At 41.1% G+C, this 2,352-nt stretch carries 1 protein-coding gene; it reads right to left on the bottom strand.

The features are described 5' to 3' along the window. Positions 1-84: 84 nt before the first annotated feature. Positions 85-2,352: DUF2345 domain-containing protein (locus F957_RS03105; RefSeq protein WP_016660569.1), on the bottom strand; the 2,268-nt coding region annotated here is incomplete at its 5' end.

Below are 2,352 nucleotides of genomic sequence, written 5' to 3'. Positions count from 1 at the left end.
TTTGCATTATTTTTAATTTCTGCTTTTGTAGATGCACAGCCAGCACTGAATACATATGTAGTTAAGAATAGACAGGCATATATTTTATTCATCAATATATCCTAATAGTGTGATCACGGCTTTCGTCATTGAAAGTGAGGTAACTTTTTCAGTTTTACCTTCTGAATCGGTCACTCCCTCAATTGTTTTTCCATCTTCTGTCTTAATTCGATATTTCATATTTGGCATCGCTTTGCCAGCTTTGTTTCGTAAAACAAAGAGCTCATCATAATCCATCTGTAATTTTGGCATGGCTGCGAGATCAGTACTTAATGTGCTACCAGACATCACCTGTACTTGCCCAGCTTTAAGGCTAATTTTACCAGGACAAACGATATCGATATTGCCACCTTCAATTTTGATATAACCACCACCAGAAGCGATTAATATACCTTTACCACTTTCAACCTTAACGAAATCATTAATTGCATAGACATGCATTAACTCTTGCGATGCAATTTTCATTGAATCCGCTTGTGCTTCAATTTCAATGGGGCCTTGTCCAGCTTTAATTTTAATACCTGCTGCTTTCGCAAATAGAGAAATTTTATCTAAGACATTCGCCAGAAATCCTCGCCCTGAAAAAATCTGTACATTCCGTTCAGAACTTAGATCTATATTTTCTTTAGCTTGTGCAACAATCCCTTTATCCGCATCTAGAATGATCGAATCTTTAGCATCAATCGCAATATACGGCGTAGAATCAGACTCATTCCACTGAGGAAGTTCAGTTTTTAAGGACTCTTGAAATTCTAATTCAGGTTCCGTGGTTTGATGTCCTTTAGCTGCCTCTTTTATTGCTGAATTAGTCGCTAAGAATTTCTCAATATTTTGTTGTAAATGAGGTCGATCCAGTTGGTTTCCACTCGCATTAGATGCACTTTCAGTCGTAATTAATATCCCTTTGGGTGCACGTATTCCTCCCCAATCATCCGTCCGCAACTCAAAACCTTCGCCACGACCTTCACTTTCAGGCTTGTCTTTAGGATGACTTAAATTGCCTAGGTTCAGTTGGGTTGCACCATGACTGCTGTGTAACTGGGCACTGATTTGTCCTGTGGTATCGTCAAATCTCAGTTGGTTATAGCCTTCGCCACCGACCTCTTTGGAACGAATGCCACTGAGTTTTTTGGTATCGGGAAGTTGGCCTTTAAGATCAAATTTGGTTGGTGAACGTTGTGCCTCATGAATACGACCTGTCACAAAAGGGCGGTCAATGTTGCCATCAAAGAAGTCAATCACCACGATCTCATCTTTACGTGGTAAGAAGCGCGCACCATAACCTTCACCCGCCCAAGGGGTGAGCACATCCACCCATGCCGAATCCGTATCACTGTCATTCGATCCTGCACCACCATCATGCGCATGATCTTCTGTACGGGTAAATAGAAAACGGACCTTGATCCGCCCCCATTCGTCGACATGGATTTCTTCACCATCACTCACCACTTTAGCACGTTGGACATGTGCGGTCGGACGGTGAGTCAATGGATCATATTCAGGCACAATAGCAATCGTTCGCCGTACCAGCATCAATTCATTGGCTTGGCGTTCTTGTTCGCTGTCTTTACTGATCGTCCAGTGACTGAGACTTAATAGTTTTTCAACTTGCTCTTTAATCTCTTTAGGAAGGTTATTCTGATTATAAAAATGCTTGCTTAGGATTAAGAACGATTTATCTTCTGCGTGATTTTTTTCAAGTTCAGGGTGCTCATTTAACTGAAACCAATAGCCAACCTGTGTATCCCGCACACTACTATGCGCAGTAAAATATTTTGCTTGTAAGGCCTGATATTGGTTCAGCTGTTTATTGAGTTTATCTAACTGACTGTTTCCTGAAGCTGTGGCCTGATCTTCTCCTTTGAGATCACTAATCCAAGCTGGTGAAATACTCCATGCTTGTTCCAGACTTAAACTTTCATTATCTCGCTGAGCACTGTGCTGATGTGAACTGATCACTGAACCACTGGCATCTTCTTGGCTTAAACTATCCGCCTGCCAGCGCTGTACATGAATCGCGGTGGGTTGCAATTGGCGTTGTGCAATAAAGCTGGTAATACTATCAGCCTGCTCTGTGGCATGAGAGCGATGATAGCGAATGCTTCGACGTTCAAGCGCCTTAAATTGTGCATTATCATCAATTAAACGTAATTTTTGTGGCTCGATACTTTGGCTATTACTTGAGACAATATAATTCGATTCATCAATTAAAAAGTTAATCGACTCTTCGCGTAAAATTCTGGTTAAATAGGCATAATCACTTTCATTCGATTGCATTGAGAAAGGACGAATATCGTAGTTTTTGCTTAAACC

Origin of the sequence: Acinetobacter gyllenbergii CIP 110306 = MTCC 11365 (assembly GCF_000413855.1) — a bacterium.
Lineage (GTDB): Bacteria > Pseudomonadota > Gammaproteobacteria > Pseudomonadales > Moraxellaceae > Acinetobacter > Acinetobacter gyllenbergii.
The sequence above is the reverse complement of the archived record's forward strand: the minus strand, read 5'-3'. Positions and strand labels throughout refer to the sequence as shown.